Below are 26,171 nucleotides of genomic sequence, written 5' to 3' on the forward strand. Positions count from 1 at the left end.
CATATCTAAGTAGTGCTGGGCGACTGCCCTCCACCAGCTCATAGGCTCGTTGGAAATACAAAATCTGTCAGATACGCCGTTTAAATTGGCGCATATGGCGCCCGCGCATGCGCGGATAGGGAGTTTTCGCATGCGAAAACCTCCCCCCATTGGAAACGTATCCTTGGGGCTATCAGGGGGAGCCGCTGTCACTGAGCAGCACCAGGTTGAGTACTGGATGAATTGACAGCAGTGGTAGCAGGCTGCCCAACAGCGCTTACCTGACCCACAATGTCTTCAAGGTCGAGGCGAGCCTTTTCCCGGCTTCCACCGGACGGGAACCCTTTGAACTCCAGGGCAGAAAAAACACCTGGAGCGCGCTCAGAGACCAAAATTAAACGACCGGACTTGAGGGCCTTACTTATCGTGGTCTGGCTGGAACCTAAGATTCTTGCTGCTTCGTCCTGACCGCGATCAGACACAAAGTCACTGAGGAGGATGGGCGTCATGGGCTCACCTAAAATTGGCACATGCCGCGAAAGATAACCTGCGGTGTTTTTAATGTAAACACCGCAGGTTTTTTGTTTTTCAACACCGATGGTTATAGGCTTGCGGGATGAAGAAAAGACTGCTCACAGATACCGAACTCGCGGAGTGCAATGCACTCAAGCGGATCTATAACGCGAAGAAAAAAGAGCTGGGCCTAAGCCAGGAGAAGGTCGCTGAGGCGTTTGGTATGTCCCAAACGGCGATCAGCATGTACTTAAATGGCTTGAACGCCTTGAATGTTATGAGTGCCGCCCGATTCTCTAGCCTGCTGAAAGAGCCGGTATCTTCGTTCAGTCCAAGAATCGCCGGCACCATTGATCGATTGGCGAAACTGAACATAACGACCGAGGCAACGCCTGAGGATACTGATGAGGGCATATCTCTAAGCCCTATCAAGGTTTGGGACGACGCCACCCCCCTCAACGACGATGAGGTTTACGTCCCATTTCTCAGAGAGGTCGAACTGGACGCCGGGTCTGGTCGATACTCCATTGAGGATCATGACTCCTCACTTCTGCGTTTCGCCAAACGTGATTTGCGAAATAACAACGTACAGTTTTCCGACGCGCGCTGTGTAACTGTGCGCGGAAACAGCATGTTTCCAGTGCTTCGCGACGGAGCAACAGTCGGTGTTAACACTGGAAAAACCTCCCTCGGAGACGTGATCGATGGCGATCTGTACGCCATCAACCACAACGGGCAGCTGCGCGTGAAGCAGCTCTACAGGCTTCCTACCGGATTGCGATTACGCAGCTTCAACCGCGACGAGTATCCCGATGAGGACTACACCTATCAGGACATTCAGGACCAACAAATATCGCTCATAGGGCACGTATTCTGGTGGGGGATGTTCGCCAGATAGCTGTAATTGCAAAACCCAAGCCGCCCCGAGCGGCTTTTTTTTTGGCCAAAAAAAACACCGCAGGTACGTAAAAACAGCTGCGCAGAGAAAATAAATAAAACCGCTGGTGTTGACACATAATAAAACCGCAAGTAATGTTCAGTCATCGCAACCCGCATGGAGCCTACAAATGAACATCGCAACCATCACCGCTGGTAACTGGACAGGTTCGTTGGGCCAAGGTCTTGCCCCGCGTGAACTGGAAGCCACTCTCTATGCCGCCAATGACCTCACGGCAAAAGAGATCGCCCGGTTGATGGGGATCTCGCCAGGAACCGTCTCAAAGCGCCTTGACGACGCGAAGTTCAAACTCGGCGTTCGCAGCATGCGCGGCCTGGTGATGGAAGCTTTCAAGCGCGGGTTAATCCGGGCGTGTCCAACGGGCCCCGAGCAGCAAGACAACGAGCACGAAGGAATTTTCCTGGCCTGACAGTCGCAGCACCAAAGCTCAACCAATTTCAATTTTTTCGCGAATGCCAAAACCGCGGCCGGGATTCGCTCGGCCTGAAAAAGACGATCGCGCGACTGATCACCCGAACCACCAATACGTAAATCAACTGTAGGAGCTGGACATGGAACGTAAAAAATTCAACCTCTGGAGGCTGCTCCGGAATGTGACCATTGGCGCAGTTGCTGCTGCCGTAATCAGCGCAGTGCTGATGATGACAGCGCCAGACGTGGTCAGCCCATCGTGCGGCGAAAATGCGATGTTTGCATTTCTGTTCATCGCACTGTCCGTCGGCATGTACGGCATCTTCGCCATGATCAAACTCGCCGATCCAGTTCATGGTGACCAAGCTGCCGTTGAATTTGGCGCGACTACAGAATCGATGCACATCGACGATCGCGTAAAAATGGCCGCAAACTCACGGCGCTACGAGTTCCTGCGCGAAGTCGCATTCAATCTCACGCTGCCGATCAAGGTTCGTGACTTCTACGGCAATCTGCTGGTGAAAGACGACCTCGACAACGAGCTCGATCGCGTAATGCGATCGTTCGCCGCCGGCGCGGACATGCAGGCATGAAGCGCCGTCAGATCTCACCCGCAGCCCTACCAGCCATCGGCCAACCGTTCGCCGGCGGCTTCTACGCAGGCCGGATCTACTTCGAGGGCTCCGAGTTCGCGCTGATCGACGCCGGTCGAGATTTCGAGTGCACCGCCCACTGGTGGAATCAAGAAGGCCCGCGCCCACGCATCCGTGGCAGCCAGCATCGTTATGACGGCATGGCCAACACCAAGGCTATGGCGGAGGAAGGCAGCACCGTTGCGAGAAAGGTGCTGGGCATGAATGTGCGTGGCTCCTGGGGCTGGCATATTCCATCAATTGAGGAGCTGAACCTCTTGCGCTCCAACCTGCTCCAGCTCGAGGACTGGGGCCGCCAAGGTGGGTTCGGCAACGACAGGGATGCGCCCAACGCATTCGCCTGCACCCATACCTACTGGTCCAGCACGCAGAAGGAAGGATCAGCCACGGCCTGGTGCATGCACATGCTTCCGTGGAGCTATCCCGACAGCAACTGGGTCAGCCAGGAAAAAGGAATCCGCCCGGTGAAGGTGCTGAAGATCAAAGCTGACGCTTTCTTGCACGATCCAGTCAGTGACGCACGCATCGTGGAGCGCATCGCCGCCCAGGTCGACCTGCAGGGGCTCACCGCCAGCCCGGCCGTGGCCGAGGTGCTGGGCCAATTCATCAACGAGGACACCGGCCGCTTCTACGGGCGCACCGATGACCTGTTGGCCCAGCTGGCGATGATCGCCGGGGAGGCTCGACCATGAACAAGTTCAAGCGATTCGAGATCAACACCGCCGGGCGCGACTTCGCCGTCGGCGATGTGCACGGTCACTTCACCAAGCTTCAGGCCGCTCTGGACGCTATCGGGTTCAACCCTGTTGTTGACCGGCTGTTCAGCGTGGGCGATCTGGTTGACCGCGGGCCGGAATCTGCCGACGTGAACACCTGGCTGGCCAAGCCGTGGTTCTTCGCCGTCCAGGGAAACCATGAGGCAATGGTCTACGAAGCGCATAGGGTCAACAGCAGCAATGGTTTCGGGGTTCATCTTGCAAATGGTGGCGTGTGGTTTTATGGCTTGAGCTCTTTAGATCAGGACGCCTATGCAAACCTACTGGCCGACCTGCCCGTGGCGATCGAGGTGGAAACGCCCGAAGGCTTGGTCGGGATCGTGCACGCAGACTGCCCCTTCCCTGTCTGGTCGATGCTCCGTGACGCGCTTACCGGTCTGATGCCCGGCCTGCTGAACGTCGACGCGGTTTGCCAGTGGTCACGAAGCCGCATCACGGACGAGAACTGCGAGGGCATCAGCGACGTGCGTGCCGTAATCGTCGGCCACACCCCAGTGCGCCAGCCGGCAATCCTCGGCAACGTCTACCACATCGACACCGGCGCCTGGATGGGCGGCCACTTCACACTGATCGACCTGGCCACGCTGGAGTGTTACCCACCGGTCAACCCGAAACTGAACTGGGACTGGGAGGAGCGCGCATGACCCTCGTATATCACTACACCAGTGTGTCCCAGCACCTGCCCTTGATCCTCGACTCCGGCGTGCTGCGACCTTCAAATGCTGGGGGCCGGGAAGGCGAGCCAGCACTGCTGTGGTTTTCCCGCAATCGCTCTTGGGAGGCAACAGCAGGTAAGGCCGTGATGCATCGCGGGAAGCTCAAACTGCTGAGCATGCGCCAACAGCACGATAGCTTCGGTTGCGCTCGCTTTAGCCTTCCTGCTGACGATATACGCCTCATGGAATGGCGGGAAGCCTGCCAGCACGCCGGAATTGGCCGCGATGAACGTCGAGTCATGGAGCGCAGTGGCAAGAAGCGTGGCGGCACGTCCTCCGATTGGCTGGCCACAGCAACACCTATCCCGCTCTCGGAGCTGACCTGCGAAATATTCAACGGCAAGATCTGGGAGGCATTCACGTGCGCAAATTGATACTCATCATCCTGGTGGTCGTGGTTGGCCAGGCCAGTGCCGACCAGCAGTTGATCGATGTTCAGCACGACAAAGTGCGCGGCGTCACCTGCTGGATCATCGCCGGCACAGGGATCAGTTGCTTGCCGGACAGTTCGCTCCTACAGACGCCCGCCAGCAGCACCACCGACGAAAGCCTGGCGGCACGGGCTTCTCTGGCAACTTCCATGTGCCAAACCGAGCAATTGACCGCCACCCCGCTCCCACAGCAAAGGGGGTTCCAGCTATGAGCCGCCGCAACGGAACCAAGGGCCAGCGCCTGATCGAGCTGTTCAACGCCCTGCAGCGCCGGGAGACCACCTTCGGCCAGATCTATGCAATGTCGGCATCGTGCGGCATCGACGCGCGCCGAGTGCTGGCTGACCACTTTCAGCGGGGTGCGGGCCATGAGTGACTTGATCTGTCGTAAATCCATGACGCGCTGCCTGACGCCGGGTATGTGTTCGCCACACGGCGGTTGCCAAGCGCCTGAAACGGCGTCTGCATTCCGCGTTCTGCTGGCTGAGCGCAACACACTGGCCGTCCTACTCAAGCGCTTCGTTGACGGCGAGCATGACCAAGACGAGAACCAGGCCGAGCGCCACATGTACCACGACGAGGCGCAGACCTTGCTGGCATACCTGGGCGGTGACCTGCCGGGGCATACCTTGGTGCCGGACGAGGCTTTGCGAGCGTTGGCTGTTGAACGAAACAAGGCGATCGATGACTGCGATTACCGCGCCGACCTAGGGGCCTACTTCGGGCTTTCCTACTCAAGCTGGCTGACCCTGCCACGCGTGCTGATGGAGGCTATGCCAGAAGAATGGAAGCACAATATGGCAGCGCTGCTGCACCGGTACGACGACACCTACCCAAATCAACCGGACTACGGCACGACCGTACGCGTGACAGTTGACGGGAAGATGGTAAAGACGCCGGGCTGGCTGATCAATTACCGACACCCGGACCTAGCAATGATCAATGAGATGCGTGCGTGGGTCGCGACACCATCCACGGATAGCGAAAACGTGTCGCGACACGAAGAGCGGTAAAGCTATGCGCTATGTGACCGTCAGGAAATTTGCCAGCGAGTCTGGCTACACAGAAGACGCGATCCGCTCAAAGATCCGTGACGGGATCTGGCGGCTCGGTGAGATATGGATCAAAGCGCCGGATGGCCGGACGCTACTTGATGTAGAGGGATACGAATCATGGGTAGAGGCGGGAGGGGAGTTCGGGCAGTCTCCGATTCGAGTATCGAAATCACGTTCATGTATCGGGGCGTCAGGTGCCGCGAGCGGATCACGCTCAAGCCCACCGCCACTAATCTGAAGAAGGCTGAGCAGCACAAGGCCGCTATCGAGCACGCGATATCGATCGGAACCTTCGACTACTCGGTGACCTTTCCAGGATCTGCCCGTGCGGCAAAGTTTGCGCCCGAGGCATCCCGCGAGACGGTCAATGGTTTCTTGACCCGGTGGCTGGCTGCCAAGGAGAAGCATGTCGCTAGCAGTACCTTCGATGGATACCGGAAGCTGGTCACGCTTCGCCTGATCCCGGCCCTGGGCGACACGATGCTGGTAGAACTGAAACGGAAGGCCGTGCGCGACTGGCTCGACACTCTGGAGGTGAGCAACAAGACGCTCAGCAATATTCAGAGCTGCCTGCGCTCTGCGCTGAACGATGCCGCCGAGGAAGAGTTGATCGAGCTGAACCCGCTGGCGGGCTGGACCTATTCGCGCAAGGCCGCGCCGCCGAAAGAGGATGATGTCGACCCATTCAGTCCCGAGGAGCAGCAGGCCGTTCTGGGCGCCCTCTCCGGCCAGGCCTGCAACATGATGCAGTTCGCGCTCTGGACGGGCCTTCGTACCAGCGAGTTGGTGGCGCTGGATTGGGCGGACGTCGACTGGTTGCGCGAGGAGGTGGTGGTGAGCCGAGCGATGACCCAGGCAGGCAAGGGGAAGGCGGAGACGACGAAGACCGCCGCTGGACGCCGAAGCGTAAAGCTACTCAGGCCCGCACTGGAAGCGTTGAAAGCGCAAAAGGCACACACGTTCCTGGCTGACGCTGAAGTCTTCCAGAACCCACGCACCCTTGAGCGCTGGGCTGGCGACGGACCGATCCGGAAAACGATGTGGGTGCCGGCGATGAAGAAGGCAGGCGTCCGATACCGTCGGCCATACCAGACGCGACACACGTACGCATCAATGATGCTGTCGGCTGGCGAGCATCCGATGTGGGTGGCCAAGCAAATGGGGCATACAGACTGGACTATGATCGCAAGGGTTTATGGACGATGGATGCCTGCAGCTGATGCCGATGCAGGATCGCGAGCCGAAACTCTATGGGTGATCGGCAACGACGTTGTTCGATATGACCCAAAGACGACCACTCCATAATTAAAAATGGTTAGCGAATTAAAGTAATGACAAAAGATCTTGTCGCTCGAACGAGGCATTGATCGCTTTGAATAATGAAAAAAATCTTTGACTCGAATCATAGGTACCATCTTCATCATAGAGTTCCAATACAAAACTCATAAATGCTTTTTTTGATGAGTCGCGAATCTTAAAGGAAATCAGTTTATCATCTGCATCTACAATCGGAGCACCTCCGTCAAACCACGCAGCCTCATGTTCATAAGCATCCAGAATCCACTGATCGGGAAACATCCCCTCTATAGGGTGACCGCCTGGAATAAGTACATACTCCCGATTTGGGTTAAAACTATACTCTTTGTTTGCGCAAAAGCCTGACATCGCTCTAGCGGCATCAACTCCTGCTTTGTCGCCATCGAAAAGCGAAACGGCGCAAATCTCCTCATGAAACAAACCGAAATTAGACTTTAAAAAACCAAGAAGATCTGAAACCCCTGTAAAGTCTTTAATGAAAAATTCACTTGAATTTAGGTATGGATATTTCGCCTTCTGCTCTTCTCGCATTTGACCCCATATGTGCTCAATATAGGTCTTATCAGTTTCCCCCTCTACGAACAAACTATATCTTGAGAGAGCGAAATAATCAGAAAATTTAACACCAAGCGATTTCCTAATAGCCTCAGTTGCTTCTCTGTGGGTATTGAAAGCTTTCACGACTGTATTTTTAGTTTTGCCTACACGAGCAACGCCCTGAACAAGATTTATATCAGAAGGGACGAAGTTTATTGCATGAGTTGTTTTCACTAGAATAGATATACTTGAGAGCCCGTCTAAAATCTTAGACGCTTGTGAAGCGAGGGCCGGATGCATATAACTTTCGGGCTCTTCAACAAGCCATATAACAGTTAAGTTTTTTTGCTGTTCAGTTATCCATTTGAATGAAGAAAGCAAAACCGCCGCTTGCACACCCATCCCTTTGGAATAAATCGAACTTTTATCGGGATCTGACACATGGAGATCGAATCCAGTGATAAGGTCACTAATTGCTCCATTTGGAACTCCAAACCCAACAGTAATATTTTCCAATCCATTTCGACTTAATACGCCATTCATACTTTTTGCAATCATGGCAACACTTTGCCTAATCTTAGGGAGGTGTTCCTCTAAGGCCTGCCCTACTTTCAAACGAATAAATGGGGATACAAATTCATTATATAACTCATCAATTGATTTTTTTGAAGGTATATAATAACATTTAAAACAATCAAGAACCGACTGGACAAACGCCTTTTGAGCCATGGAGTATTGAGGCGACTTCCCCTCCGGCCTCTTAACTCCAGGATAAACTTGATATACCGGATTATTGCCATTGAAGTAAACGTTTATCGAGAACTCGCCATCATCATCATCTTGGCCTAAAAAAGCGCGCAGCTTAGCCAGCCTCTCGAGTACCTCATCGTCGCCCTCCTCGCTGGTAAAGTGGCATGTTAAGCTAGTTTTAACCGTCTTATCAGCGAATGATAAGTCTGACAAATAATTATAAGAGTGATTATTTTCATAGCCAGTAAAGAACATGTACAGCGCCATTAACGCGTTTGTCTTTCCAGCATTATTGGGGCCAACAAGCGTCAAGCCGCCTGAGATGTTCAGAATTTGCTCTGAGGATATTGTGCGGAAATTTTTTACTCTCAAGCTATCAATCTTCACGTGATCGTCCCTTTCAGAGTTATCCAATCTTCGAATAATCTCAGAACGCCACCACTCTCACAACTATTTCCAACTGTAAAAGCAAGCTAGATGGCCAGATTTTTCCTCTGCCAATTCAGATAAAATGACAGCGAAATGACAGCCTCTACTCTGCGCACCCTGTAAATACGGCATCGGATGCGGGTTCAAATCCCCCCGGCTCCACCAATTCGAAGCATCGACAGAACCCGCCTAGTGCGGGTTTTGTTGTTTCTGGGGTTTGGAAAGCCCGGCCGGTGGGCCTTCGGAATTTTCCTTCAACATGTCGCGTTGTTGGTGAACTGGCGAAACCCCATCAACAACGCTGACTTCCCCCCGTCGCTGCTCATCAGCGAGCGGCTTTGACAGGCCGAAAAGTGTAACCTTTCACACCCCTTGATTTAACGGCATGCTTCACGCATCCCGTCTCGTTCATGGCGGCTGTGCGTGGGGCATCTCCGGGTGCGCCGGGTTCCTACACTTCCGGTCTGTCAACCCGCGTACAGCTGCCACCCAATCCTGTTTGACAGCAGGGGGCGCTAGCTCCTTAAACAGTGTGGGAGCTTCATCATGAAAAAAATCACCCCTAATCCACCAACAACCCTCTTCACCCTCGCCTCAGACATTCCCGCTGAAACCCTGCTGATCCAAGCCAGCGAAACCCTCGCCTCACTGAACGCCATGACCACCGACCTGGCCTTCGAGCTTGAAGGCTCGCACCGCCACAAGCTGCTCGCGGCGCAGCAGTTAATCGTACTCGGCGAGCTGTTAATCAACCGCGTATTGAATACGCAGCCCTTCCACAGCGAACCGCCTCAGTCTTAAGAAACGAAATAGGGCGAGCCGCCTCACAACGCCTCGCCCCCTGGAATCCCCCCACACTTCCCATTACCCTGACGGCCTTTATCAGACAACCGGAAGTCAGATACCCGTGTTCAAGCCCCTCGCTTTCATTACCCTCGCCGTCACGCCCTTGCTCGCCTCCGCCGCCGATCTCGCGGGCGTCTGGCAGGGCACGCTGGGCAAGTCCGCTGTCACCGCCTGTTTCAACGGCGCCGATGGGGAACACGGCAGCTATTACTACCAACGCATCCTCACGCCGATTCAACTGACCCAAGCCAGCGATAACGCGCCGTGGGTGGAGGAAGACAACACCGGTTTCTGGGCATTGCAAAAACCCCAGGGCGATACACTCTCCGGCGGCTGGCGCAAAACCAAGGGCGGCAAGCCGCTGCCACTCACCTTGCAACGCATCAGCACGGACGGCTGCGGCAGCGACGCCTACAACGCGCCCATGGAAGCCGCGCCTCTGGCGGTCAAGACCGAGAAGAAAAGTTTCGAAAACCACGCGTATCTACTCAAGACCCAAGGCGCTCAGGTCACGGTCAAGCTAGAAGGCGACGGCCCGGCGATTCAGAAGATCAACCGGCAACTCGCCGCCTTGGCCGTCAGCGATGAGGATCAGGCTGACTATTTTCACGAGCGCCGCGAATACCTCGGTCGAAACGGCTCAGCGCATACCAGCGAAATCGACGTTGAGCCCACGTATTGGTCGTCGCAATTTATTACCGTCAGGTTCTACCGCTGGGCGGCGGGCACCGGCGCCAGGGGTATCAGTTGGGGCCTGCATTCCTGGAACCTGCAAACCGGCGAAAGTGTTGACCCGTGGACGTGGCTCGGCGGGCGCCAGGAGTGGTACTCCGCTTACTCCGGCCACGTGGAGTTACCGGCCACATTCAGCGCCTGGCTGGCCAAGCAAACCACCACCGATGAGGGCTGCCCGGCGATCACCAGCTATTCCTCCTTTGACTTGAGCTTCAACACCCAAGGCCTGCAACTCTCCACCCGCGCCACGGGAGATGGCTGCGACAACGACTTGAGCTTCACCTGGGAGCAATTGGAGCCGGTACTGACCGAGCAAGGCAAAGCGGCGTTACCCAGCTTGAAACTGCCCTGAACAGCGGGTTTGGCCGCCTTACAAAAACCCCACACTCGTTCACGAAATGTTAAGAAACGGATACATATACTGACCGATCAACATGGCCGCTCCCCCGAGCGGTCCCCTGCTCGGTAGCCAGAACCCATGACGCGCCCCGTTCCTCTGCTGCTCCTTCTCGTTGCTGTGTTGTTCTTCTTTGCCTTGGGCAGCCATGAGCTGCAAGGCTCCACCGAAGCCCGCGTCGCCGGGATCGCCATGGCCATGCACCTGGACAATGACTGGGTGATCCCACGTCTGTTTCGTGAACCTTTCCTGGAAAAGCCGCCCCTGAGCCTATGGCTGGACGCCGGTGCGATTCGGCTGTTTGGCGGCACCACCTGGGCCGTGCGCCTGGCGTCGGCGTTTGCCGGGTTGTTCAGCGTGATGCTGTTTTACGGGATGCTGCGCAAGTTCGGGCGACCGCAGACGATGGCGTTCTGCGCGGCGTTGATCCTGGCGACCATGGCCAGTTACTGGGGCAACGTGCGCGGCGTGGGTGAGGATTCGTTGCTCAGCCTCGGCGTGACCGCCGCGCTGCTCGGGTTTTACCAGGCCGTGCGACCCGATCGCGAAGGTTCCAGCGTTTGGGCCTGGGCGTTGTTTACCGTCGGCATGGTCATCGCCACCCTGAGCAAAGGCGTACTGGGCTTGGCGATGCCGGGCATTGTGATCTTTGTGTACCTGCTCAGCACCAGCCTGATGGATAAACGCCTGCGCATCGGCGACTGGCTCAAGCCAGCGCTGTTCACCCTGCTGGCACTGGTGCCGCTGCTGATCTGGCTGGGCTTTCTGTTCCAGCGCGGTGGCATGCAAGCGGTGGCCGAAGTGTTGTGGACCAACAGTGTCGGGCGCTTCAGCGGCTCGTTTGTCGAGGCTGGGCATTACGAACCGTTCTATTACTACATCGCGAAGCTGCCCGAGGCGTTCCTGCCTTGGAACATTCTGGTGTACCTGGGCCTTTGGCACTTCCGCAAAAGCCTGGTGCGTAACCGCTACCGACTGTTTTTCAGCGTGTGGCTGGTGGCGCAGTTCACGTTACTGACCCTGGCTTCGAGCAAGCGTACCGTCTACCTGATGGCACTCACCCCCGCTGCCGCCGTACTCGCAGCAGAATACGCAGGGGTGTTGTTGACGTGGCTCAAAGCGAACAAACCGGCGCTGTTCCGGTATCACCGCGGCGTGATCAGCGGCGTGTTCGCGCTGCTGATCGTCAGCTACATGACAGCCGCCTTCTGGTTTGCCCCCAAGGCCGACAAACGTGAGTCCTTCGTACCGGTAATCAGCCAGGCCAAGGCCTTTCAGACCGAAGGCAAAGCGGTGGTGTTGTTTCAGCCCAACGAGCGCATCGCCGGGGCCAGTGTGTTCTACCTGCAGGCCTACTTGCCGATCCTGCAAAGCGAAGAGGAGCTGCGCAGTTTTCTTGCCGCCAAGCCCGGCAACATCGCGCTGCTGGACCGCCCCGACGACTTGGCGGAGAAGGTCAACGTGATCAAGCAGATGGCAATCGGTCGCCAGCCTTACTACTTCGTCGAGCAGTAAGGCCGGTGCAAAGCATCAGTGCTTGGTGAGCTTGTCCAGGTAACCCATGGCGAACGCCGAGATCACGAAGGTCATGTGGATGATCACGTACCACATCAAATGCTGCGGATCGACGTTCTTGGCGTCCATGAAGATGCGCAGCAGGTGAATGGACGAAATCGCCACGATGGAGGCGGCCACTTTCATCTTCAGCGATGAAGAGTCCATGGTGCCCAGCCAGTTGAGCTTTTCTTTGTTATCGTCAATATCCAGCTGCGAGACGAAGTTCTCGTAGCCGGAAATCATCACCATCACCAGCAAGCCGCCGACCAGCGCCATGTCGATTAACGACAACAGCAGCAGGATGACGTCAGCTTCCAGCATGGTAAAAATATTCGGAATAACGTGGATGATTTCCTGGAAGAACTTCAGCGCCAGAATCAGCAGGCCCAGGGAAAGCCCCAAATAGATCGGCGCCAGCAGCCAGCGTGAGGCGTACATAGTATTTTCGATAAAGCGTTCCATTGGATCTCACACAGCTAGGCTAAAAATGGCCGCGAGTATATCAGCCGCTACCAAACACCTGTATCCGTGAGAAAACTGACCCGGACGGCATCTGTGAGAGAATTTTTCTGCTAGTGTCGAGCCCATCAAATCAGCTCGATGCTGTGGAACAGGAAAACTCAGATGATGGATGTGCGATCCCCTTTGGCCACTGTCGGCCTGTGTGCGGTGTTGCTGATGGCCAGCGGCTGCTCCCCCAAAGAAGAGCAGAAGCAGGCCACCCTCGAAGAGAAAACCGCGAAGTTCGAACAATCGCTGGACGCCATTGAAGACCCCAAACTGCGCGACGCCATCGCCGACCTCGGTGGCTCGCTACTGTTGCTGGAACGCGCGCAGACCAAGCTCGCCGTTAAGCCAATCGACGCCGAATACGGTGAAGACACCCTGGCGCTGCTCAAGCACTACCCCACGCCCCAAGCCTTAGTGGATACCTACATCAATGGCCTGTTCGTGCTGCGCAAAGCCTCGCATTCCGACTACCTGACGGATTTGCAACCGGTCTCCCCGTTCAACTTCAACACCCCGGACCAGTTCCCCTTTCCCCACGGCCTGGAATGGCAGTCGGTGACCCTGAGCAACAACAAAGTCATCCCCTTCCAGCCAGAATGGTCGGAAACCGACCCGGGCATCCAACTGAGCCCGAGCAGCTCCAACCTGACCAACCCCGATGACCTGACGGTAACCTACCCGTTCATCGAGGGCTTGGAGACCGAGAACAAGAGCCAGCCACAGCCCGTCAGCCTCAAGGGCGCGGTTGAGGTGGTTGCGCCCGGCAAGGTGCTGACGTTCGACTTGTCGAAAAAAGACGTGGGCCACAAACGCACCGAGGGCAATATCACGCTCAACCTGCTGCTGCTTGAGAAAAACTACGCCGAAATCGAACTGACCAACAGCGAGCCGCTGGCGCCGGAAGTCGGCGACGACTCGCCGAACCCATTGCTGGTGCAGGCACGCGACAGCACGGGGCAATTTCTCACCCGCTCGGGCTCGATCAACGAAAACGCCGAGCAGGTGGCGTTCTACAAGAAGCAACTGGCCGAGATGCAAAAGCAGACGGCTTGGTCAGACGCCTTTGAAAAACAACTGACCGACGAGCAGAAAGCCTTCGAACACAAACAGAGCAGCCATTACGCCAAGGTGTATTTCAATGGTTTGATCGAAAACCTGCAGGTCAACGTGCTGGACTTCTCCAAAGCCACGCTCACCCGCAAGGACCTCGACCTGCCGGTGATGCGCTTCGACAAGAACAGCCTGCAAAAGACCGTGCAAGCCTTGCCGATGCCGGTCACCGTGTATGACGACGGCGCCGCCAGCTGGCTTAAAGATGCGTCAATGACTGAGGAGCAGCTGAAAAAAAGCGTCACCATAAGCCAATCGACCGAAGACTCCAGCGCCGCGAAGATCGTGTTTGACCACCCGTTCACCTTCAATGACGACCTGGTTGGCGCCGAGCGCAACAACAGCGATGCCCCAATCACCTTCTTCACGGCGGACGACAAGGGCGAGCGCGGCGAGCCCATCGAGCTGCCAGCCGAGGCCTTTGAGTTGAATGCGGGCAGCGGCACGCTCACGTACGACCTCAACCTGTTCCCGGAAACCCCAGCGTTTGTGGTGGGCTCGGTGCCGCTGTTCCTGGCCACCATCGAGAAAGCCACGATTGACGTGGCCAAGCTGCCCAAAGGCCTGTCACTCAAGGACAACGCGCTGATCGTCGATCAAACAGACTTTCCCGCCGACAGCTGGCGCTTCTACGCCAAGGACGCGAGCGGCAACTACCTCAAGGAGATCCTCGGCGTGAGCCACCGTGCCGAGGAGTACGGCACGGCGCTGTTTGATGTGCATTACTTCTACGGCCAGCCGACCAGCCTGGAAAGCTACCAGCGCACCGACCTCGACACCGTGCAATACGGTTTCGAGGTAAAGCTGGACAAGCCCGAGACAAAATAGCCGCCTACGGCCGATCGTTCCTACGCGCAGCACAGGAATGCATCCCCAGACGCGTAGCGTCACCCGGCGCAGGGCTTGAGCCGTGTGGCGACAGCGGGACGCAGAGCGTCCGGGGCGGCGTTACCACGCAGAGCGTGGGAACGATCAGTCACAAGGCCAGAAGCTCATGCCCGCCATTGAGTTGTCGCAGATGGGCCTGCATATGCAGGCACCATATCTGCGGATCGGCCGCCACCTCATAGCCGTGCAGCGTCAGGCTTTCGACGATTGATCCCAGAACGGTTTCTGCCACAAAGGGCCCATGAAACGGGCCTTCGGACTTGATGGTGGCGGGCTGTTCGCCGGTCATTCCGGCGGCAAACAACAACGTCCACATCCCGTTATCCCCCGCGAGAGGGCGAATGGAGCATTCGATACGGGTGACCAGGCCCAGGCATTGGCGGGTAAGGCAAAGGTTGCGCGACATGGCGGCGACCCTCGGTAGATCGGTGTTCAACCTCGCGCAGGGCAAGGCTGTCTCTATCCTGCGACTCCTGTGGATATCCCTAGCACTCAGAATAGAAGAAAACCGGTACAAACCAAGGTTATAGGGACCAACGGGCGTTGGTCTCCTACACCCGAGTCAAAATTGTGGCGAGTAGGCTCGCCACAACAAGCTCGCTAGCCCAACAAGCCAGCTCCCGTACTTACTGCGCCACCACAAAAAATCAGCTCGGTTTGGCTTCCGCCAACGCCTGCTGCGCCAGCTCCTTCTCCGCCTCTTTCAAATCATCCTCGCTGATCATCTCGGCAATCGCGCGCAAACGCTCGACCACGCGCGCGTTCACGCTGCCTTCGGGGAATTGCCCTTCCTCGTCCGGCTCACCGGCAGGCTCTCCCACCAACAAGCTCAACGCCTCATCCGCCTGACGCACGGCGTAAATGTGGAACTGCCCGTCGCGCACGGCTTTCAGCACCTTCTCATCGAGCATCAACGTGGCGACGTTGGCTTGCGGAATGATCGCCCCCTGCTCGCCGGTCAAGCCGCGTGCTTCGCAGAGGCGGAAGAAGCCTTCGATCTTCTCGTTAACCCCGCCCACCGCCTGCACTTCACCAAACTGGTTGATGGAGCCGGTGATGGCAAAGCACTGCTTGAGCGGCGTTTTCGACAGCGCCGAGATCAAGGTGCACGCCTCGCCCAGGGACGCACTGTCGCCGTCCACATAACCGTAGGACTGCTCCAGCGCGATGCTCGCCGAAATCGCCAGCGGGAATTCCTGGGCATAACGGCTGCCCAGGTAACCGGTGAGGATCATCACGCCCTTGGAGTGAATCGGCTGGCCGAGGTTAACCTCGCGCTCGATGTCGACAATACCGCTGCCGCCCGGGTACACCGTGGCGGAAATCCGCGCCGGCACACCGAAGGCCGAATCGCCGACCTCCAGCACTGTCAGCCCGTTGCACTTGCCGACCGCCGCACCGGCGGTGTCGATCAGGATCACCCCGGCGAGCATGTCGTCGAGAATCCGCGCCGACACCCGCCCGGTGCGCGTGGCCTTGGCCTTGAGCGCGCGTTCGATATGGCCGGCATCGGTCATCTCATCGCCCGCCAGGTGGCGGATGAAGTCCGCTTCGCTGACCAGTTGGAACAGGTCGCCAATGCGTGCCGACAAACGCCCCTGATGTTCGGCCAGGCGTGCGCTGTACGTCGCCAGGCGCGCCACCGCGTCCGACGTCAGCGGCGCCATCCCTTCTTCCGACGTACGGGTTTTGAGCAACTGGGCGAACTGCTCCAGGCTCTCGTCGACCATCGGGATGTCTTCGTCGAAGTCCACCAGGACGCGAAACATCTCCTGGAAGTCTGGATCGGCATCCTGCAACGCGTAGTATAGCTGGCGCGAACCGATGATGATGACCTTGACCTGCAACGGGATCATTTGCGGGTTGAGGGTCACGGTGGCCAGGCGGCCGAGCTCGCCCAGCGGCGATTCCATCTTCAGCTTGCGCGACTGCAAGGAACGCTTGAGCGCGTCCCACACAAACGGCTCGCTGAGCATTTTTTCGGCTTCCAGAATCAGGAAACCGCCATTGGCACGGTGCAACGCGCCCGGGCGCAGCTGGCGATACGTGGTGTACAGCGCGCCTTGGTCGGTGCTGTACTCGATACGGCCGAACAAGTTGTCGTACGTCGGGTGCGGCTCAAACACCACCGGCGCGCCGCCGTTGACCGAGTGGCCCACCACCAGGCTCGGGCAGTATTGCTCTTCGAGCAGCTTGCGCGCCTGGGCGTCGGTCTTGGCGTCGTCGACAAACTGCTCGACCACGGATTTGAGCAAGTACACCTGCATGGCCTGCAGGTAACCGCAGACCGCCGCGTTTTCCGCGTACTTTTCCGACAGCGGCGCCAGCAAAGGCTGCAGAGCCAGGGTAATGGTTTCTTCGTTGAACTGACGCAGTTGGTTATTCGACTCGCGCTTCCACTGCGGCAGGCTGGCCAATTCTTCGTTGAGGCGCTCTTCCAGTTCGGAAATATCCGTGTGGAAACGCTCGCGGTCAGCCTCCGGCAGTTGCGAGAACTCCGCCTCGTCCAGCGCCTTGCCATCGAGCATCGGCGTGAACGCGATGTTGGAGCTGTCGCGGTACAGCGCCACGTCCTTTTCCAGGGCCAGGCGTTCGATCACGTCCAAGGCCTTGTCGTAACGCTGGTTGAAGGCGCGGTCGATGGCGCTTTTGCGCTGTTGATAAGTCGGGTGTTCGAACACCGCCGGGAAGGTGGCGACGAGGTTGTCGACCAAACCGTTGATATCGGCGATGAAGGCCGCCGCGCCGCCGCCCGGCAATTCCAGGGCACGCGGTTCGCGTGGCTCATCAAAATTATTCACATAGACCCAGTCCGCCGGGGTCTGCAGGCGCTTGCCTTCGGCTTTCAGGTAGCGTTTGACGAACGAAAAGCGGCCGGTACCCGGCTCGCCCATGACAAACACGTTGTAACCAGGGCGTGGCATGGCCACACCGAACTGCAAGGCTTCAACCGCACGTTCCTGGCCAAGCACACCGCGAAAGGGCTCCAAATCATTGGTGGTCGAGAAGCTGAACTGTTCAGCGGAGAAAGGGCGAGTCAGCGCTTCGGGCGCTAGACGCAAGCTGGCAGCAACAGGATCAGGCATCGGGCTTCCTTACATCAGGCGGGGCAGATGACGGCATTCTGGCTCCCGGTTACGCGCTCTGGCAAGGCGCGACTTTGGGAAAGCATAGCCAGGGGACGGGTCTTACAAAATAATCGCGGCAGCTCTGCACAAAAACACTGATTGTTTTATAAAAATCACGGAACCCCTGGAACGTGCCTAAACTCCAAACTGCGCGGGTTAGACTAATAACTGGCCCCTAGGGCGCTATGAAGTGCCTGAACCCTTGTCCATTGGTTTGCACACAAAGAGAACAAAGCTATGAAACGGATCCTTCTTGGTACTCTCTTCACCGTCGTCTCCCTCAATGCAATGGCTGAAGCACCAGGTGGCCCGAACTGCGGTTGGGGCAACATGTTGTTCGAAGGCCAGCGCGGTACTCCAGCGCACTTCCTGGCTTCCACCACCAACGGTACCTCGGGTAACGCCACCTTCGGCATGACCTCCGGCACCAACGGCTGTAACACCAACAGCGCCCTGACCTACGGCGGCAAGTCCTGGATTGCCATGAATGGCATGATGAACGAGCTGTCCGAAGACATGGCCAAAGGCAACGGCGAAGCACTGACCACCTATGCCGTGGTTCTGGGCGTTGCCCCTGAAGATCGCGAGCACTTCGCTGCCGTGACTCACGAGCACTTCCAGCAGATCTTCAGCAAAGCTGACGTGACCGCTGACGACGTGCACAACAACACCCTGGCTGTACTGAAAAGCGACACCCGCCTGGCCAAATACGCTACCCAGGCTTAAGCTCGACCGTCCGCGCCTTTCGAGGCGCGGGCTCTATTTTGGACCCGCCTCCCCTTTGGGTCTCACTAATTCCGACTTAAGTTGCCCCTATGCTCAAACGCTTTGCCTGGTTGGCACTCTTCGCCTGCGCCCCGCTGTACGCGGCCCCGCATATTGATGATCAACGTTTGCAGCAATTGGCCAACGATCCGTTCTGGCTGTCTTTGGGCCATTACGAAGCCGGCAAGATCAGTGGCTGGCGCAGCTATGTCAGCGACAAAAAATTCTTCCTCGCCCCCGATGGCGCGCACCATCCGGACCAGGAACTGCAGGCGACCGTAGCGGCGTTGTATGCCCCGGCCAGCCTCGGCGAAAAGCACGTCCAATGCGTTTACCCCGCACGCACCCGTTGGCTCAAGGATCAGTTGCACCTGACCGACCTGCCCGCCTTGGACTGCAAAGAATTCACCCAATGGTTCAAGGACGTCGCGCCGCACAGCGCGGTGATGATCTTCCCGGCGGCCTACCTCAACAGCCCGTCGTCAATGTTCGGCCACACCCTGCTGCGTATCGACCAGGCCGACGTGCAGAGCAACAACACCGCCCTGCTCAGCTACGCGATCAACTTCGGCGCCTACATCGAAGGCTCCGACAACAGCATTCTCTACGCCTGGAAAGGCCTGATGGGCGGCTATCCCGGCCTGTTCGCGCTGGTGCCGTACCAAGAAAAACTCTCGGAATACCGTAGCCTCGAGAACCGCGACCTGTGGGAATACCGCCTGAACCTCACCCAAGTCGAGACCGAGCGCATGGTCGAGCACGTGTGGGAACTCAAGCAGATCCAGTTTGACTACTTCTTCTTCGACGAAAACTGCTCCTACCGCCTGCTGGAACTGCTGCAAGTGGCCCGCCCGAGCCTGCGCCTGACCGAGCAGTTCCCGCTGACCGCGATCCCCACCGACACGGTCAAAGCGGTGAAAGAGGCAGGCTTGGTCGAGAAGATCGATTATCGCCCGTCTCGTGAGCGCGAACTGCTGGAACGCGCCAAGCCGCTGGATAGCGACGAGCAACAATGGGTGCTGAAAATCAGCGATGACCAGAAGCAATTGCAGGCGCCGACGTTTAAAGCCCTGCCCCGCGACCGCCAAGCCTTGATCATCGACGCCGCTTATCGCCTGGGCCGCTACCGCGCCAATGGCCTGGAGCGCGACACCGAACGCTCACAACGCAGCTTCGAACTGCTGCGCGCGATCAACCAGAACCCTGCGCCCGACCTCAACGTCGAACGTCCCGGCCTGCCTGAGAACGGTCATGAGTCACGCACCTGGCAAGCCGGCATCGGCACCCGTGGCGACAAGGCCTTTGGCGAATACGGCCTGCGCATGGCCTATCACGACCTCAACGACAATGCCGAAGGCTTCCCGCTGGGTGCGCAGATCGAAATCCTGCAGATGAAACTGCGCCAGTACGAAGGCAACCACTGGCAGCTGCAGCAACTGGACCTGGCGACCATCCGTTCCCTGACCCCACGCAACGCCCTGTTGCAACCTTGGTCATGGCAAGTGACCGGCGGCCTGGAACGCGTACCGGGCAAACACGACGACGAAACCTTGGTGGCCCACGTCAACGGCGGTGCTGGCGGCACCTGGCAACTCACCGACGACATGCTCGGCTTCGCCCTCGGCACCGTGCGCGTGGAGCACAACAACGACTTCAGCGAAGCCATCTCCCCGGCTGCCGGGTTCAATACCGGTGTGCTGTGGAAAAACCCGCTGGGCAATTTAAGCCTGGAAGCCAAGGGTGATTTCTTCACCAATGGTGAAGTGCGCCGCAGTATCAGCCTGAACCAGCAGTGGGAATTGTCGCGCAACCTGGGCCTACGCTTGAGCGCCCAGCGCGAGTACAGCCACCTGTCCACGCCAGTCAATGAAGTGATGCTCGAAGTGAAGTGGTATCACTACTAACCAAAGCCAGACAAAGATCAAAATGTGGGAGCGGGCTTGCTCGCGAAGGCGGTGTGTCAGTATCGGCCAAGCTGACTGACCCACCGCCATCGCAGGCAAGCCAGCTCCCACACGTGTTTGTGCCCGGCCTAAACTCTGCGCCCGCCGCAGTTCAAAGGTGGGAGACGGGCTCGCCCGCGATGGCGGTCCTTCAGGCAATGATGTATTGATCGACCCACCGCATTCGCGAGCAAGCCCGCTCCCACATTTGCCTCGCGTATATTCAGACACATCGCATTGCCCACCCCATCAGGAGTTTCATCAACATGGCCGTTAACTGCACCACCCTTGAAGAAGTCCGCGCAAACATCGACCGCCTCGACCAACAAATCGTCACCCTGCTGGCCGAACGCGGCCACTACGTCTCCCAAGCGGCGCGCTTTAAAAAAGACGCCGATGGTGTGAAGGCACCGCAGCGGGTTGAACAGGTGATCGCCAAGGTGCGGGGTTTATCAGAGGCGGTGGGCGCCAACCCTGAGGTCACTGAGCAGGTGTATCGCGCAATGATTGCGGCGTTTATTGAGCAGGAATTGGCCGAGCATGCTTCGCTGAAGAACCACCAGGCGACATAACCCCTGTGGCGAGGGAGCTTGCTCCCGCTGGGGCGCGAAGCGGCCCCAAAAGATTAGGACCGCTGCGCAGTACAGCGGGAGCAAGCTCCCTCGCCACAAGAGCGGTGTCAGCCTTTTAGGTGGCGGGTGTCATCGCTTGGGTCAGGTCGTCCACGACGGCCTTGCCCATCTCACACAGATAATGCGCCGCCCAGGCGTATTGTTCGCCGCGCACATCCATGGCGGCTTCCATGGCGAGTTTCTTGGAGTAAAAAAGCAAAGTGGAGGCGTGTTCCAAGGCTTCGTCGATCGGCATGCCAGAATTGACGCGGAACAGCGGTTTTTCGTTTTCACCGTAGTCGCCGAAGGTGACGACGCCGAGGGTGGTGATTGAGGAAAGGGGTGGATCGGGGACGACTTTAGACATGGTGTACCTACTAAGTGAGATAAAGGACCACCACAGCACGTCGCTAAACATAAAGGGGTGGCAGCTGTACGCAGGTTAGCGAACCGGTCACCTAGACACCCGGCAGATCCGAAGATCTCCCGCGCACAGCCGCCATAACACGGTATGACAGGTGTAAAAAACGCCTGCCTAGTGTGTAAAGAGGATGAGTCTCGATGGTTCGGGTCGCTAAACCCGGTCGCTGTTTTTACAGCGAAGCCAGGAGACTAGTGGCCCAAACCCTAAGGCACAATAGGCCAAGGATTCTCTAGGAAACGTCCTGCAATTTAAAGAGAATCGTCGTTGATGGCCCTTTAACCCAACACCTTTCTCACCTCCCTTTCACGCCGCCCCGACAAATCCCTGACTAGACTTCCCCTATCAGCCGTGAAACGGCCAGGGAGTACGTAATGTGGCGGTACGCGTTAATGCTGTGCGCGGTAGTGGGGCTGTCGGGTTGCCAGTCAACCCATCAAGATTTACTCGCCAAAGGTTATCCACCGGCCTTCGCCGATGGCTTTGATGACGGTTGCAGCAGCGGTCGCCAGGCCGCCGGCGTGATCAGCGGGGAGTTTCGCAAGAACGTGCCGCGTTATCTGAAAGACAGCGAGTACGCCGAAGGCTGGGAAGATGGCTTTCGCCAGTGCAAGGCCATGCGTGAAAGCGAGGAGTTGCGCGACTACAAGGACAATCACTGGGACGACCGTGAGCGTGCCTGGCAGCAGGAGAAAGACCGCGACGCCGCCAGGGCTTATCGCTCGCAATAGGTCGCTTTCCTGAAAAGCGCACGCAGAGCGTCCAGGACTGCATGCCCACGCAGAGCGTGGGAACGATCGCGCGGCGACCATGGCCCAAACGCCATAGAGGGAGAATGTCATGAGCCGAGCTTTTGTTAACGAAGACAACGCCGCCGCCCAGGCTGACCCGCCGGTGGAGCGCCTGATCAGTGAGCAACCCAACCGCCTGACCGCGCAAGGGTTGGCGCAGTTGCAGGCCAAGGTCGCGCAGTTGCAGCAGGCCTACAGCCTCGAGTCCGCCAAGGACGATAAACAGCGCCAGGCGGATCTGGAGCGCGATTTGCGCTACTTCAACCAGCGGGTGCAAAGCGCCCAAGTCGTGGCGCCGGCCACTTCCACTGCAAAGGTGCAGATCGGCAGCTGGGTCACCTTCGCCAACGAACACAACGAGCAGCAGCGCATTCAGTTGGTCGGTGAAGACCAGGCCGACGCCCAGGCCAACCTGATCAACTGGGGCTCGCCCCTGGGCCGTGCGTTGCTGGGCGCCGAGGTGGGCGAGGAGATGCTGTGGAAGCGCCCCGTCGGTGATCAGGTGATCGAAGTGCTGCGCATCGAGCCCGAGGCTTAGACGATGCCTTGGGCCAGCATCGCGTCGGCGACTTTCACGAAGCCGGCGATGTTCGCGCCTTTCACGTAGTTGACCCGGCCGTTTTCTTCGCCGTAATGCACGCAAGCGTGGTGGATCGACTGCATGATGTTGTGCAATTTGCTGTCGACTTCGCCTGCGGTCCACAGCAGGCGCATGGCGTTTTGCGACATTTCCAGGCCACTCACGGCCACACCGCCGGCGTTGGAGGCCTTGCCCGGCGCGAACAAGATCCCCGCCTCGATAAAGATATCCACAGCCTCCAAGGTGGTCGGCATGTTGGCGCCTTCGGCCACGCACAGGCAGCCATTGCGCAGCAGCGTGCGGGCGGCCTCGGCGTCGAGTTCGTTTTGGGTGGCGCATGGCAGGGCGATGTCGCAAGCCAGCTCCCAAGGGGTTTTGCCTTTGCGGAACTCCAGGCCAAAGCGCTCAGCGAGTCCGCTGATGCGCCCGCGCTGCACGTTTTTCAACTCCAGCAGGGCCGACCATTGCTCCTCGGTCAACCCGCTTTCGGCGTACAAGGTGCCTTCGGAGTCGGACAGGGAAATCACCTTACCGCCCAGGTCCATGACCTTGCGCGCCGCGTATTGCGCGACGTTGCCGGAGCCGGAGACGGCCACGCGCTTGCCTTCAACCCGCTGGCCGTCGCGCTTGAGCATGGCTTCGGCGAAGTACACGCAGCCGAAACCGGTGGCCTCGGGGCGGATCAAGCTACCGCCGTAGGCCATGCCTTTGCCGGTCAGCACCGAGGTGAACTGGTTGCTGAGGCGTTTGTACTGGCCAAACAGAAAGCCGATTTCGCGCGCGCCCACGCCGATATCGCCGGCGGGCACGTCCACGTCTGCGCCGATGTGGCGGTACAGCTCGCTCATGAATGACTGGCAGAAGCGCATCACTTCGGCGTCGCTCTTGCCCTTGGGGTCGAAGTCCGAGCCGCCTTTGCCGCCGCCCATGGGCAGCGAGGTCAAGGAGTTCTTGAAGGTCTGCTCGAAGGCGAGGAATTTCAACACGCCCAAGTTCACCGACGGGTGGAAGCGCAGGCCGCCTTTGTAGGGGCCTATGGCGCTGTTCATCTGGATACGGAAGCCGCGATTGACCTGGACCTTGCCGTGATCATCCACCCACGACACCCGGAAAGTAATCGCGCGTTCCGGCTCGCAGATGCGCTCCAGGATGCCCGAGGTCAGGTAGTGGGGGTTGGCTTCTAGAAACGGCCACAAGCTGCGTAAGACCTCCTCTACAGCTTGGTGGAATTCCGGCTGGTCGGGGTCGCGTTTCTTGAGGCGGGCGAGGAAGGATTCGACAGATTCGATCATGGAAACGTCTCGGCAAATTGATTGTTTTTAAAGGAGATTGAGCCGGACCTTAGCAATTCATGCTGCACCTGAAAAGCGCAAAATGTCGCCTTTGTGAATTTAAATGGTGCATTGGATATAAATAAATCGGTTTATTTGCACCAAGAAAGGGATTCAACTCTAGAGAATGCACCAGCAGTTAAACTGCTATCGCAGGCAAGCCAGCTCCCACTTTTGACATGTGTTCACAAATCAAAATGTGGGCGCTGGCTTGCCTGCGATGCAGACGCCGCGGGCCACCTGAATAACACGCAAAAAAAACGGAGCCCGAAGGCTCCGCTCTCTTAAACAACCCGCCAAATCAGGCCAGTTTTTTGTGGCGTACTCGGTGCGGCTGGGCAGCCGCTTCGCCCAAACGCTTTTTACGGTCCGCTTCGTACTCGGTGTAGTTACCTTCGAAGAACACCGCTTGGGAGTCGTCTTCGTACGCCAGGATGTGGGTCGCGACGCGGTCAAGGAACCACCGATCGTGAGAGATCACAATGGCGGCGCCCGGGAAGTCCAGCAGGGCCTCTTCCAGGGAACGCAGGGTTTCAACGTCGAGGTCGTTGGACGGTTCGTCGAGCAGCAACACGTTGCCGCCCTCCTTCAAGGTCAGGGCCAGGTGCAAGCGACCGCGCTCACCACCGGACAGGTCCTTGACGAACTTCTGCTGGTCGCCGCCCTTGAAGTTGAAACGGCCGACGTAGGTGCGCGACGGGATTTCATAGTTGCCGATGCGGATCTGGTCGGAACCGTCGGAAATCTGCTGGAACACAGTCTTGCTGCCATCCAGGTCTTCGCGGCTCTGGTCGACGCAAGCCAGTTGCACGGTTTCGCCGACTTCAATGGTGCCAGAATCCGGGGTTTCCTTGCCCATCAGCATGCGGAACAGCGTGGACTTACCCGCACCGTTACCACCGATAACGCCGACGATCGCGCCTTTTGGCATCGAGAACGACAGGTTATCGATCAGCACGCGGTCGCCATAGCCTTTGCTGACGTTCTTGAACTCGATGACCTTGTCACCCAGGCGTGGGCCGGCCGGGATGTAGATCTCGTTGGTTTCGCTGCGCTTCTGGAATTCCTGCGACTGCATTTCTTCAAAGCGTTGCAGACGTGCCTTGGATTTGGACTGGCGGGCCTTGGCGCCTTTGCGCACCCACTCCAGTTCTTCCTTCATGGCTTTTTCGTGGGCCGATTGCTGCTTGGATTCGGCGGCCAGACGGTCGGACTTGGCTTCCAGCCAACCGGAGTAGTTGCCCTCGTAAGGGATACCGGCGCCACGGTCGAGCTCGAGGATCCAGCCGGCAACGTTGTCCAGGAAGTACCGGTCGTGCGTGATCGCAACCACGGTGCCCGGGAAATCGTGAAGGAAGTGTTCCAGCCAGGCGACGGAATCGGCGTCCAAGTGGTTAGTCGGTTCGTCGAGCAGCAGCATGTCGGGGGCCGACAGCAGCAGGCGGCACAGGGCCACACGACGTTTTTCACCACCCGACAGGAATTCGACCTTGGCGTCCCACGCCGGCAGGCGCAGCGCATCGGCGGCGACTTCCAGTTGGCGCTCCAGGTTGTGACCGTCGCTGGCCTGCAAGATGGCTTCGAGCTTGGCCTGTTCGGCGGCGAGCTTGTCGAAGTCGGCATCTTCTTCGGCGTAGGCGGCGTAGACCTCGTCCAGGCGCGCCTGGGCGTTCTTGATCACGGCCACGGCCTCTTCGACCACTTCACGCACGGTCTTGGTCGGGTCCAGGATCGGCTCTTGCGGCAGGTAGCCGATGTTCAGTTCGGGCATCGGGCGGGCTTCGCCTTCGAACTCGGTGTCGACGCCGGCCATGATTTTCAGCAGCGTGGATTTACCCGAACCGTTGAGGCCAAGCACGCCGATCTTGGCGCCAGGGAAGAAGGACAGCGAAATGTTTTTCAGGATTTCCCGCTTCGGCGGAACAACTTTTCCCAGCCGATGCATGGTGAAGACGTATTGAGCCATGGTGAACCTAGCGTCAGTGACTGATGAATTGAGCGGGCGAAGCCCGTGCAGGCCATGCGCCGCACGG

26 protein-coding genes and 1 pseudogene are annotated in these 26,171 nt (G+C 58.1%); 19 read left to right on the forward strand and 8 right to left on the reverse strand.

Going from position 1 to position 26,171, the window contains the following annotated elements; genetic code table 11:
- Positions 1-188 precede the first annotated feature (188 nt).
- The gene (locus K0P33_RS27875; protein ID WP_242152730.1) at positions 189-488 is read right to left on the reverse strand and encodes a Cro/CI family transcriptional regulator; all 300 of its coding nucleotides are present in this window, start codon (positions 486-488) and stop codon (positions 189-191) included.
- Between the two features lie 107 nt (positions 489-595).
- On the opposite strand from K0P33_RS27875, the gene K0P33_RS27880 reads away from it, so the two are divergent.
- The 10 genes and pseudogenes from K0P33_RS27880 (at position 596) to K0P33_RS27925 (ending at position 6,797) form a co-directional block, all read left to right on the forward strand.
- A complete protein-coding gene (locus K0P33_RS27880) occupies positions 596-1,390 on the forward strand; it encodes a S24 family peptidase (protein WP_242152734.1) in 795 nt (264 codons plus the stop codon).
- A gap of 169 nt (positions 1,391-1,559) precedes the next feature.
- Positions 1,560-1,796, forward strand: a pseudogene (locus tag K0P33_RS27885) (helix-turn-helix transcriptional regulator); the annotation flags it as partial.
- Between the two features lie 205 nt (positions 1,797-2,001).
- Positions 2,002-2,454 (forward strand): hypothetical protein, encoded by a 453-nt coding sequence (locus tag K0P33_RS27890; protein WP_242152737.1) that lies wholly within the window; start codon positions 2,002-2,004, stop codon positions 2,452-2,454.
- Positions 2,451-3,206 (forward strand): DUF1566 domain-containing protein, encoded by a 756-nt coding sequence (locus K0P33_RS27895; protein ID WP_242152739.1) that lies wholly within the window; start codon positions 2,451-2,453, stop codon positions 3,204-3,206. The genes K0P33_RS27890 and K0P33_RS27895 overlap by 4 nt, the downstream gene beginning before the upstream one ends.
- The gene (locus K0P33_RS27900) at positions 3,203-3,934 is read left to right on the forward strand and encodes a metallophosphoesterase (RefSeq protein WP_242152742.1); all 732 of its coding nucleotides are present in this window, start codon (positions 3,203-3,205) and stop codon (positions 3,932-3,934) included. The genes K0P33_RS27895 and K0P33_RS27900 overlap by 4 nt, the downstream gene beginning before the upstream one ends.
- On the forward strand, positions 3,931-4,380 hold the full coding sequence (locus K0P33_RS27905) for a hypothetical protein (protein ID WP_242152745.1): 450 nt from the start codon (positions 3,931-3,933) through the stop codon (positions 4,378-4,380). Before K0P33_RS27900 ends, K0P33_RS27905 begins: the two co-directional genes overlap by 4 nt.
- Complete coding sequence (locus K0P33_RS27910; protein WP_242152747.1) at positions 4,368-4,649, forward strand: hypothetical protein; 282 nt, start codon at positions 4,368-4,370, stop codon at positions 4,647-4,649. The genes K0P33_RS27905 and K0P33_RS27910 overlap by 13 nt, the downstream gene beginning before the upstream one ends.
- Entirely contained in the window at positions 4,646-4,813 is a 168-nt protein-coding gene (locus K0P33_RS27915; protein ID WP_242152751.1) for a hypothetical protein, read from the forward strand. The genes K0P33_RS27910 and K0P33_RS27915 overlap by 4 nt, the downstream gene beginning before the upstream one ends.
- Positions 4,806-5,450, forward strand: a complete 645-nt coding sequence (locus K0P33_RS27920) for a hypothetical protein (protein WP_242152754.1) — start codon at positions 4,806-4,808, stop codon at positions 5,448-5,450. Before K0P33_RS27915 ends, K0P33_RS27920 begins: the two co-directional genes overlap by 8 nt.
- Positions 5,451-5,609: 159 nt before the next feature.
- Positions 5,610-6,797, forward strand: coding sequence for a DUF3596 domain-containing protein (locus tag K0P33_RS27925; RefSeq protein ID WP_277933784.1), 1,188 nt, complete (start codon positions 5,610-5,612; stop codon positions 6,795-6,797).
- Between the two features lie 18 nt (positions 6,798-6,815).
- Here K0P33_RS27925 and K0P33_RS27930 read toward each other — a convergent pair whose 3' ends face one another.
- On the reverse strand, positions 6,816-8,483 hold the full coding sequence (locus K0P33_RS27930; RefSeq protein ID WP_242152760.1) for an AAA family ATPase: 1,668 nt from the start codon (positions 8,481-8,483) through the stop codon (positions 6,816-6,818).
- A gap of 588 nt (positions 8,484-9,071) precedes the next feature.
- Between K0P33_RS27930 and K0P33_RS27935 the strand changes: the two genes are divergently transcribed.
- The 3 genes from K0P33_RS27935 (at position 9,072) to K0P33_RS27945 (ending at position 12,018) form a co-directional block, all read left to right on the forward strand.
- Positions 9,072-9,326, forward strand: coding sequence for a DUF6124 family protein (locus K0P33_RS27935; RefSeq protein ID WP_094953667.1), 255 nt, complete (start codon positions 9,072-9,074; stop codon positions 9,324-9,326).
- Between the two features lie 106 nt (positions 9,327-9,432).
- Positions 9,433-10,458 (forward strand): hypothetical protein, encoded by a 1,026-nt coding sequence (locus K0P33_RS27940; protein WP_242152762.1) that lies wholly within the window; start codon positions 9,433-9,435, stop codon positions 10,456-10,458.
- Between the two features lie 126 nt (positions 10,459-10,584).
- Positions 10,585-12,018, forward strand: coding sequence for a glycosyltransferase family 39 protein (locus tag K0P33_RS27945; RefSeq protein ID WP_242152765.1), 1,434 nt, complete (start codon positions 10,585-10,587; stop codon positions 12,016-12,018).
- Positions 12,019-12,033: 15 nt separating this feature from the next.
- On the opposite strand, the gene K0P33_RS27950 is transcribed toward K0P33_RS27945, so the two are convergent.
- A complete protein-coding gene (locus K0P33_RS27950; RefSeq protein ID WP_094953664.1) occupies positions 12,034-12,522 on the reverse strand; it encodes a TIGR00645 family protein in 489 nt (162 codons plus the stop codon).
- 162 nt (positions 12,523-12,684) lie between these two features.
- Here K0P33_RS27950 and K0P33_RS27955 point away from each other — a divergent pair, with 162 nt between their 5' ends.
- Positions 12,685-14,508, forward strand: a complete 1,824-nt coding sequence (locus K0P33_RS27955; RefSeq protein ID WP_242152768.1) for a hypothetical protein — start codon at positions 12,685-12,687, stop codon at positions 14,506-14,508.
- Positions 14,509-14,656: 148 nt separating this feature from the next.
- Here K0P33_RS27955 and K0P33_RS27960 read toward each other — a convergent pair whose 3' ends face one another.
- Positions 14,657-14,974 carry a hypothetical protein gene (locus K0P33_RS27960; protein ID WP_094953662.1) on the reverse strand — a complete coding sequence of 106 codons (318 nt, stop codon included), beginning with the start codon at positions 14,972-14,974 and terminating at the stop codon, positions 14,657-14,659.
- A 241-nt stretch (positions 14,975-15,215) separates the two neighbouring features.
- Complete coding sequence (locus K0P33_RS27965; protein ID WP_094953661.1) at positions 15,216-17,654, reverse strand: ATP-binding protein; 2,439 nt, start codon at positions 17,652-17,654, stop codon at positions 15,216-15,218.
- A 279-nt stretch (positions 17,655-17,933) separates the two neighbouring features.
- Here K0P33_RS27965 and K0P33_RS27970 point away from each other — a divergent pair, with 279 nt between their 5' ends.
- From K0P33_RS27970 to K0P33_RS27980, 3 genes are all read left to right on the forward strand, one after another.
- Entirely contained in the window at positions 17,934-18,422 is a 489-nt protein-coding gene (locus K0P33_RS27970; RefSeq protein WP_094952935.1) for a DUF3015 domain-containing protein, read from the forward strand.
- Between the two features lie 89 nt (positions 18,423-18,511).
- Positions 18,512-20,365, forward strand: coding sequence for a DUF4105 domain-containing protein (locus K0P33_RS27975; protein ID WP_242152771.1), 1,854 nt, complete (start codon positions 18,512-18,514; stop codon positions 20,363-20,365).
- Positions 20,366-20,670: 305 nt separating this feature from the next.
- Positions 20,671-20,976 carry a chorismate mutase gene (locus K0P33_RS27980; protein ID WP_094952937.1) on the forward strand — a complete coding sequence of 102 codons (306 nt, stop codon included), beginning with the start codon at positions 20,671-20,673 and terminating at the stop codon, positions 20,974-20,976.
- A gap of 115 nt (positions 20,977-21,091) precedes the next feature.
- Here the strand turns inward: K0P33_RS27980 and K0P33_RS27985 are convergent, their stop codons facing one another.
- Positions 21,092-21,382 carry a DUF3077 domain-containing protein gene (locus K0P33_RS27985; RefSeq protein ID WP_094952938.1) on the reverse strand — a complete coding sequence of 97 codons (291 nt, stop codon included), beginning with the start codon at positions 21,380-21,382 and terminating at the stop codon, positions 21,092-21,094.
- 428 nt (positions 21,383-21,810) lie between these two features.
- On the opposite strand from K0P33_RS27985, the gene K0P33_RS27990 reads away from it, so the two are divergent.
- Positions 21,811-22,167 carry a hypothetical protein gene (locus K0P33_RS27990; protein WP_094952939.1) on the forward strand — a complete coding sequence of 119 codons (357 nt, stop codon included), beginning with the start codon at positions 21,811-21,813 and terminating at the stop codon, positions 22,165-22,167.
- A gap of 109 nt (positions 22,168-22,276) precedes the next feature.
- Positions 22,277-22,765 carry a GreA/GreB family elongation factor gene (locus tag K0P33_RS27995; RefSeq protein ID WP_242152775.1) on the forward strand — a complete coding sequence of 163 codons (489 nt, stop codon included), beginning with the start codon at positions 22,277-22,279 and terminating at the stop codon, positions 22,763-22,765.
- Here the strand turns inward: K0P33_RS27995 and gdhA are convergent.
- On the reverse strand, positions 22,762-24,099 hold the full coding sequence (gdhA, locus tag K0P33_RS28000) for an NADP-specific glutamate dehydrogenase (RefSeq protein WP_242152778.1): 1,338 nt from the start codon (positions 24,097-24,099) through the stop codon (positions 22,762-22,764). The genes K0P33_RS27995 and gdhA overlap by 4 nt on opposite strands.
- Positions 24,100-24,439: 340 nt before the next feature.
- On the reverse strand, positions 24,440-26,104 hold the full coding sequence (gene ettA, locus K0P33_RS28005; protein WP_094952942.1) for an energy-dependent translational throttle protein EttA: 1,665 nt from the start codon (positions 26,102-26,104) through the stop codon (positions 24,440-24,442).
- Between the last annotated feature and the right edge of the window lie 67 nt (positions 26,105-26,171).

This window comes from Pseudomonas sp. ArH3a, assembly GCF_022648765.1.
Taxonomy (GTDB): Bacteria; Pseudomonadota; Gammaproteobacteria; order Pseudomonadales; family Pseudomonadaceae; genus Aquipseudomonas.